This window comes from Mesorhizobium sp. M2A.F.Ca.ET.067.02.1.1 (assembly GCF_004023285.1).
Classification (GTDB): domain Bacteria; phylum Pseudomonadota; class Alphaproteobacteria; order Rhizobiales; family Rhizobiaceae; genus Mesorhizobium.
The window spans coordinates 1-7,991 of record NZ_RZSB01000229.1 but is presented as its reverse complement, the minus strand read 5'-3'; the positions used below and the strand labels follow the sequence as shown (position 1 = coordinate 7,991).

The 7,991-nt window shown below is 64.1% G+C and carries 6 protein-coding genes and 1 pseudogene; 3 read left to right on the top strand and 4 right to left on the bottom strand.

Going from position 1 to position 7,991, the window contains the following annotated elements:
* Nucleotides 1-349: 349 nt before the first annotated feature.
* From EOA28_RS17070 to EOA28_RS17060, 3 genes are all read right to left on the bottom strand, one after another.
* Entirely contained in the window at nt 350-1,147 is a 798-nt protein-coding gene (locus EOA28_RS17070; protein WP_127250385.1) for a xanthine dehydrogenase family protein subunit M, read from the bottom strand.
* Nucleotides 1,148-1,159: 12 nt separating this feature from the next.
* On the bottom strand, nt 1,160-3,508 hold the full coding sequence (locus tag EOA28_RS17065; protein WP_127250386.1) for a xanthine dehydrogenase family protein molybdopterin-binding subunit: 2,349 nt from the start codon (nt 3,506-3,508) through the stop codon (nt 1,160-1,162).
* A gap of 101 nt (nt 3,509-3,609) precedes the next feature.
* Nucleotides 3,610-4,110 (bottom strand): (2Fe-2S)-binding protein, encoded by a 501-nt coding sequence (locus tag EOA28_RS17060; protein ID WP_042644892.1) that lies wholly within the window; start codon nt 4,108-4,110, stop codon nt 3,610-3,612.
* A gap of 258 nt (nt 4,111-4,368) precedes the next feature.
* On the opposite strand from EOA28_RS17060, the gene EOA28_RS17055 reads away from it, so the two are divergent.
* Both EOA28_RS17055 and EOA28_RS17050 read left to right on the top strand, forming a co-directional pair.
* The gene (locus EOA28_RS17055; RefSeq protein WP_127250387.1) at nt 4,369-5,553 is read left to right on the top strand and encodes an FIST N-terminal domain-containing protein; all 1,185 of its coding nucleotides are present in this window, start codon (nt 4,369-4,371) and stop codon (nt 5,551-5,553) included.
* A 5-nt stretch (nt 5,554-5,558) separates the two neighbouring features.
* Entirely contained in the window at nt 5,559-6,896 is a 1,338-nt protein-coding gene (locus EOA28_RS17050; RefSeq protein WP_127386211.1) for a hybrid sensor histidine kinase/response regulator, read from the top strand.
* A 10-nt stretch (nt 6,897-6,906) separates the two neighbouring features.
* Here the strand turns inward: EOA28_RS17050 and EOA28_RS17045 are convergent, their stop codons facing one another.
* Nucleotides 6,907-7,590 carry a response regulator transcription factor gene (locus EOA28_RS17045; protein WP_127252970.1) on the bottom strand — a complete coding sequence of 228 codons (684 nt, stop codon included), beginning with the start codon at nt 7,588-7,590 and terminating at the stop codon, nt 6,907-6,909.
* A gap of 225 nt (nt 7,591-7,815) precedes the next feature.
* Between EOA28_RS17045 and EOA28_RS40255 the strand changes: the two are divergent.
* Nucleotides 7,816-7,991: pseudogene (locus EOA28_RS40255) on the top strand (FAA hydrolase family protein); the annotation flags it as partial.

Genomic DNA, 7,991 nt, shown 5'->3' with positions numbered 1-7,991 from the left:
CATGTCGATCTGGTCTGGCAGGTCACGGTCGAGAGGCCGATCCTCAAATTCCTGGCGCCGCTGCTCAGGCCCGCCTTCGCCTGGAACCATCGCTGGACGACGCCGCGCGGAGAAACCGGGCTTCGCCGCTACCTCGCCGCCCGAAAGAACGGCAGGGCCTGACCTCACCAGTTGCGGTTGAGCCAGCCGCGAGCCGGTTTCTCGACGATGTAATAACTCGCCAGCGCAGTGCGGGATAACTTTGTGCAAGTGCGAAGCTGCGATTTGACCGGTGCTTCCGGTCAAGCCTTTGTTATGGCCAAGAAAAAAGGGCCGAGGTGGCCCCTTCTTTCATCCGCGGCGGGGCTGTTCAAGCGTTGGCGGCAGCCACCGCGCGCTTGGCCATCACCGCGATGAGATTGGCGCGGTACTCGGCGGAGGCATGAAGGTCGCTCATCAGCCCTTTCGCCGGCACTTTGAGGTCGTCGAGCGCGGCGGCGTCGAAGCTCTTCGCCAGGGCGGCCTCGACCTCCTTCGAGCGGAAGACGCCGTCCTCGCCGGCGCCGGTGACGGCGGCTCTCACCCCGTCCTTGCCCTTGCTCACGAACACGCCGACGATGGCGTAGCGCGAAGCCGGGTTGCGGAACTTCTGGTAGGCCGCCTTGGCCGGCGCGGTGAAGCTCACCGCGGTGACGATCTCGCCTTCCTTCAGCGCCGTCTCGAACAGGCCCTTGAAGAATTTGTCCGCCGCGATCTCGCGCTTGTTGGTGATGATCGTCGCGCTCAGCGCCAGCAAAGCCGCCGGATAGTCGGCCGCCGGGTCGTTGTTGGCGATCGAGCCGCCGATCGTGCCTTTGTAGCGCACCGCCGGATCGCCGATCAGCGATGCCATATGCGCAAGCGCCGGGCACACCTTCTTTAGCTTCTCGTCGGTTGAGACGTCGTAATGCGTCGTCGCGGCCCCGATGGTGACCGTCTTGCCGGACAACTTGACGCCCTGCAGGTCCTTCAGCCGCGAGACATCGACAAGGTCGGAAGGCGCCGCGAGCCGCGTCTTCATGGCCGGGATCAGCGTCATGCCGCCGGAGAGCAGCTTGGCGTCGCCGTTCTTCAGCAGCTTGGCGGCGTCAGCGACGGAAGAAGCGCGATGGTAATTGACCGAATACATGCTCGTTCCTCCTCAGTGCTTCGTCGCGCGGATGGTAGCCCACACCGTCGCGGGCGATGCCGGCATGGGAATGTCGACGACGCCCAGCGCATCGGTGATGGCGTTGATGACCGCCGGCGGAGAGCCGATGGCGCCGGCCTCGCCACAGCCCTTGACGCCGAGCGGATTGCCCGGGCATGGCGTGTTCGAGGTGGAGACCTTGAAGGACGGCAGGTCGTCCGCTCGCGGCATGGTGTAATCCATGTAGCTTGCCGTCAGAAGCTGCCCGCTGCCGTCGTAATGTGCGCCCTCCAGCAACGCCTGGCCGACGCCTTGCGCGATGCCGCCATGCACCTGCCCTTCGACGATCATCGGATTGATGATGTTGCCGAAATCGTCGGCCGCGACGAACTGGATGATTTCGGTCAGCCCGGTCTCCGGATCGATCTCAACCTCGCAGATGTAGCAGCCGGCCGGGAAGGTGAAGTTGGACGGATCGTAGAAGGCCGTTTCCTTCAAGCCCGGCTCCATGCCCGCCGGCAAATTATGGGCGGTGTAGGAGGCAAGCGCCACCTGGAACCAGGGCAGGCTCTTGTCGGTGCCAGCGACCTTGACCTCGCCATTCTCGATGACGATGTCGCCCTCGTCCGCCTCCAGCAGATGCGCGGCGATCTTCTTGGCCTTGGCCTCGACCTTGTCGAGCGCCTTGACGATGGCCGACATGCCGACGGCGCCCGAACGCGAGCCGTAAGTGCCCATGCCCATCTGCACCTTGTCGGTGTCGCCATGCACGATCGAGACTGAGTCGATCGGCACGCCGAAGCGCTGGGTGACCAGTTGCGCGAAGGTCGTTTCATGGCCCTGGCCATGGCTGTGCGAGCCTGTCAGCACCTCGATCGTGCCGACGGCATTGACCCGCACCTCCGCCGATTCCCAGAGGCCGACGCCGGCGCCGAGCGAGCCGACCGCCGATGACGGCGCCAGGCCGCAGGCCTCGATGTAGCAGCTCATGCCGATGCCGCGCAGCTTGCCCCGCTTGGCCGCATCCGCCTTGCGCCTGGTGAAGCCGGCATAGTCGGCGGCCTTCATCGCCGCATCGAGCGATGCGTTATAATCGCCGGCGTCATAGGCCATGATCACCGGCGTCTGATGCGGGAAGGACGTGATGAAGTTCCGGCGCCTGAGTTCCGCCGGCGACACGCCAAGCTCGCGCGCCGCGGTTTCCATCATCCGCTCGAGCACATAGGTGGCCTCTGGCCGCCCTGCTCCGCGATAGGCATCGACGGGCGCGGTATTGGTGTAGACGGCGCGCACATTGGCGTGGATCGCGGGGATGTTGTACTGGCCCGACAAGAGCGTGGCATAGAGATAGGTCGGCACGCAGGACGAGAACAGCGACATGTAAGCGCCGATATTGGCTATCGTATCGACCTTGAGGCCGGTGATCCGGTTGTCCTTGTCGAAAGCCATCTCCACCGTCGAGACATGGTCGCGGCCATGCGCGTCCGACAGGAAGCTTTCGGTGCGGTCGGCCACCCATTTGACCGGGACGCCGGTCTTCTTCGAGGCCCACAGGCAGACGATCTCTTCCGGATAGATGTAGATCTTGGAACCGAAGCCGCCGCCGACATCGGGCGCGATGACTCGCAGCTTGTTTTCCGGCGCGACGTTGTAGAAGGCGCTCATCACCAGCCGCGCGACATGCGGGTTCTGCGACGTCGTCCAGCAGGTATAGTGGTCCTCCGCCTTGTCGTAATGGCCGAGGGCCGCGCGCGGCTCCATCGCATTCGGCACCAGCCGGTTGTTCACGATCTTCATGCGCGTGACATGGGCGGCCGACTTGATCGCCGCGTCGGTCGCCTTGCTGTCGCCGAGCTCCCAGTCGAAGATCAGGTTGTTCTCCGCTTCGGCATGGACCTGCGGCGCGCCGGGCTGGATGGCCTTGGTCGCCTCGACCACCGCCTTCAGTTCCTTGTAGGTGATCTCGACCGCTTCCGCCGCGTCGCGCGCCTGGCCCTTGGTGTCGGCGACGACGATGACGACCGCGTCGCCGACATAGCGCACTTTGTCGACCGCAAGCGGCGACCAGGCGCCCATCTTCATCGGCGTGCCGTCCTTGGAGTGGATCATCCAGCCGCAGATCAGATTGCCGATGCCGTCGGCCTTGAGCTCCTTGCCGGTGAGCACGCCGACGACGCCTGGCATCGCTTGCGCCTTCTTAACGTCGATCTTCTTGATCTGCGCATGCGCGTGCGGGCTGCGCACGAACACGGCATGCTTCATGCCGGGAACCACCATGTCGTCGACATAGCGGCCGCCGCCGGTGATGAACCTCTTGTCTTCCTTGCGCGCCACGCGGGCGCCGACGCCTTCGATACCCATTGCGGAAATTCCTCCTCCGGTGAATGGTGAATTGTAAAATGGTGAATGGTCGAACGTGCCAGCCAGCGGCACTATTCACCATTCACTATTCACCATTCACTCTAAGCTGCCTGCTTCGCCTTGCCCTTGGCGCCCTTCGCCATCGTCTCCGATGCGGCGAGGATCGCCTTCACGATGTTGTGGTAGCCCGTGCAGCGGCAGATGTTGCCTTCGAGCTCGGCGCGCACCGTCGCCTCGTCGAGGCCCTCCGGATGGCGCGCGATCATGTCGGTCGCCGTCATGATCATGCCCGGCGTGCAGAAGCCGCATTGCAGGCCGTGATGCTCCTTGAACGCGGCCTGCACCGGATGCAGCTCAGCGCCGTCGGCCAGCCCTTCGATGGTGACGATGGTCGAGCCTGACGCCTGAACGGCCAGCATTGTGCAGGATTTCACCGCCCGGCCGTCGACATGCACGACGCAGGCGCCGCATTGCGATGTGTCGCAACCGACATGCGTTCCGGTGAGGCCCAGATGTTCCCGCAGGAAATGCACCAGCAGCGTTCGGTCTTCCGCGCTCCCGCTGACCCGTTTCCCATTCACAGTCAAGGACACGTCCGACATGCAACCTCCCTGGGTATTAACCTTGGTCCTCACCCTGCCGATGCCGTACTGTGCCTCGGCAGTACCATTCACGCACCGTACAACGCGCAAAACAGCGCTGCCAGCGCCGGTTCCATTGTACTTTCGATCATGGCAAAACCTATGTGCAGCGCAGCAACCGGCCCCATTGCCAAATCAGGGATTGAGGGCAAAGATGCCCTCGACGCGGAGCGTGCCTGGCACGCATAGAAAAGACACCCATAAACCGCGTCGGAGGAATTGCGGAGAAGGCAGCTGGCCAGTTCGAGCACACGCTATGCATCGGGCCTATCGGCGCTCACCACGGATGAGCCCGACCCAAACGCCTTTGCGCGGGCCATCGCCGCCGAAGCGGCAATCGTCGATGCCGGCTTCGCGCTTCTGTTCTTCTCTCAAGGCCTGGTCGACGCGGCGGCGTTGGCGCAGGCGCTGAAAGCATACGCGCCGTCGCTCGCCTATGCCGGCTGCTCGACCGCTGGCGAGATCACGCCCCAGGGACTGGAGGAAGGGCATATCCTTGCCCTGCTTTTGCCTTCGGCGTCGTTTTCAACCGTCTCCGTCATGGTCGAAAACCTCTCTTCGTCCAGCATGGACAGTATCACCGGCGAGGTCGCGGCGTTGCGGCGCCTGCTGCGCGAGCGCATCGGCCACGACCGCTCGAAGCAGATTTTCGCGCTCTGTTTCATCGACGGGCTGTCCTATGCCGAGGAAGCGGTGACCTCGGCCATCCACTGGGGACTGGACGACGTCCCGCTGATCGGCGGCTCGGCCGGCGACGACCTCAAATTCGAGACGACCAGGCTGATGGCCAATGGCAGGGTCGCCTCCGATAGCGCCGTCATCGTGCTGGTTGCGACCGAAATTCCTTTCCACGTCTTCAAGACCGACAATTTCATCCCGACCGACGAGAAGCTGGTGGTGACGGCGTCCGACCCCGACCATCGCATAGTGCGCGAATTCAACGCCGCCAACGCGGCCGAGGAATACGCAACCTCCGTCGGCATCCTGCCGCAGACGCTGACGCCGCTGAGCTTTGCCTCGCACCCCGTCGTGGTGAAGGTCGGCGGCGAATATTATTGCCGATCGATCCAGCGCATGCATCCTGACGGCTCACTGTCCTTCTTCTGCGCCATCGACGACGGTATCGTGCTTTCCATCGCCCAGCCGAAGAACATGGTGGAATCGACACGCACCGCTTTCGAGGATGTCGAGCACAAGCTCGGCGGGATAGACATGATCCTGGGCTTCGACTGCGTGCTGCGCCGGCTCGATGCGCGCAACCGCCAGGTCTTCCGCGACATTTCCGAGCTCTACCGGACCAACAAGGTCATCGGGTTCGGCACCTATGGCGAGCAGTACCGCTCGATGCATCTCAACCAGACCTTCACCGGCATCGCATTCGGCGAGCGCCAGGCGGCCGAGTGAACGGCATGCCGCTGCGCGACATCGACGACGTCGACAGGCTGAAGAAGATCAACGCGGCGCTTGTCAGCCGCGTCGAGCGCTCGATGGACCAGCAGGGCAACGCCTTCTCGCTGTTCCAGACCGCCATCTCGCTGGAAAACCGGGTGCGCAACCGCACCGAGGAATTGCACGCGACGCTACGCCGGCTCGAGCAATCGAACATCGAGCTCAGCGCGGCGAAGGAAAACGCCGAGCTGGCGAACCTCTCCAAGACCAGGTTCCTCGCCGCCGCCAGCCACGACGTGCTGCAGCCGCTCAACGCCGCGCATCTGTCGGTCTCGGCGCTGGCCGAGGTCCAGACAAGCGAGGAAGGCAAGAAGCTGGTGCGCCAGGTCGAGCGCTCGCTGGAGACGATGGAAGACCTGCTGCGCACGCTACTCGACATTTCCAAGCTCGACGCCGGCGTGGTGCAGCCTGAGATCGGCGACGTCAGCCTGGAGACGCTGTTTTCCTCGCTGCGTTCGGATTTCTTGCCCGAGGCTGAGAAAAAAGGCCTGTCGCTGAAATTCCGGCCGGTCAATGTCGTGGTGCGCTCCGACCGCACGCTGCTCAGGCGCATCCTGCAGAACATCCTCTCCAACGCGCTGCGCTACACCCGCTCCGGCGGCGTGCTGGTCGGCACCAGGCATCGCGGCGACACCATCCGCATCGACGTCGCCGACACCGGCTGCGGCATTGCCGAGGACCAGCGCGAAGCGGTGTTCGAGGAGTTCCATCGCGGCACCTCGACGCTTGCCGACGGCGGATTGGCCGGCGGGCTGGGGCTGGGCCTCGCCATCGTGCGCCGCATGGCGGCTGCGCTTGGCCACCCCGTTACCTTTTCCTCGAGGGTCGGGCGCGGCACCATCTTCCACATCGACGTGCCGATCGGCATGGCGGCCGCCGAACCGGCGACGGGCATTGCCGACATGGACCGTCCGCGCGGTTATGGTCTCTTCGGCACCAAGGTCTTGCTGGTCGAGAACGACGCCGACGTGCTCTCCGCCATGACTTCGCTGCTCGAACGCTGGCAGTGCCTGGTGCGCGCCGCGACCTCGACCGACGACGCGCTCGATCTTCTGGGCGACACCGACTGGGTGCCCGACATCATCATCGCCGACCAGCATCTCGACGGTGGCGACCTCGGCACCGCCACCATCGCCGAAGTCCGCGACTATCTCCGCCGTCCAGTGCCGGCGCTGATCGTCACCGCCGATGGGTCAGAGCTCGTCGCCAAGGCTGCGCGGTCCGCCGGCATCGAACTGATGCGCAAGCCGCTGAAACCGGCACAGTTGCGCGCGCTGCTGGCGCATCTGTTAGCTTAGAATTTGTCCCTCAAAACCCCGCCTGGTCGCGAAACAGCTCCGCATTGTCGAGCTTCGACACCTCGATCACCGCTTGCGTCCTGCTATACACATTGAGCTTGCGCAGGATCTCCGAGACATGTGCCTTCACCGTCGTCTCGCCCACCTGCAGCTCGTAGGCGATCTGCTTGTTGAGCATGCCCTGGCGCAGCATCTGCAGCACCCTGAGCTGCTGCGGCGTCAGCCTGGCCAGGCGCTGCACCATGTCGGCGCGGTCGGTGCTGTCGGGGTCGAGCGGCTGGCCTTCGTAATTTTCCGGCACGTAGACAGCGCCATCCATCACCGAGCGGATGGCGGCGGCGAGGTCGCTCTTGCGCGCCGATTTCGGGATGAAGCCGGCCGCGCCGTAGGACAGCGCCTCGGAGATGATCTTCGGCTCCTCATAGCCTGACACGATCACCACCGGCAGCCGCGGGTAGCGGGTTCTGAGCTGCAACAGCCCTTCGAAGCCATGCACGTCGGGCATGCTCAAATCGAGCAGCGCGAGGTCGAACGGCTTGGCGTCGGCGAGGAGTTCGATCGCCTCCGTGATCGAGCGCGCCTCGACCGTGTCGACGTCCGGATAGGCCATCTGCACGGCGCTGTGCAGCGCCTCGCGAAACAGCGGGTGATCGTCGATGATCAGGAAGCGGGCGCGGTCGCTGACGGAGCTCATTGCACGGGTTCAGGCATCGGTTCGGTTTCGGCCGGTACAGGATAGTCCGGTGACCATGGCCAGATTATTGGCAAATAGTATATCGCCCAATGGTACAGGGGCCCAATGGTATAGCGCGTTGCCATTGAAACGACAGGCCGATATGCGCGGGAGCGTCCTCAGTCTTGCCCGGCCATCGAAATCGGCCGAAGGTGCGCACGATTCATACCAACACAGAGACAGCCCATGCCAGAATTCGTCCTTCCGCCGCCAGCAACCGCCTCGGTCGCTATTGCCGGCTCGACGGAACGGTTTGCCGTGCGCCGCATCTTCTGCGTCGGTCGCAACTATGCGGCGCATGCGCGCGAGCTCGGCAATGACGAGCGCGATCCGCCCTTCTTCTTCACCAAGCCGGCCGACGC

Coding starts and splice junctions, on each gene's coding strand:
- EOA28_RS17070 (WP_127250385.1), bottom strand. CDS start 1,147: ATGTATTCGGTCAATTACCATCGCGCTTCTTCCGTCGCTGACGCCGCC.
- EOA28_RS17065 (WP_127250386.1), bottom strand. CDS start 3,508: ATGGGTATCGAAGGCGTCGGCGCCCGCGTGGCGCGCAAGGAAGACAAG.
- EOA28_RS17060 (WP_042644892.1), bottom strand. CDS start 4,110: ATGTCGGACGTGTCCTTGACTGTGAATGGGAAACGGGTCAGCGGGAGC.
- EOA28_RS17050 (WP_127386211.1), top strand. CDS start 5,559: ATGCCGCTGCGCGACATCGACGACGTCGACAGGCTGAAGAAGATCAAC.
- EOA28_RS17045 (WP_127252970.1), bottom strand. CDS start 7,590: ATGAGCTCCGTCAGCGACCGCGCCCGCTTCCTGATCATCGACGATCAC.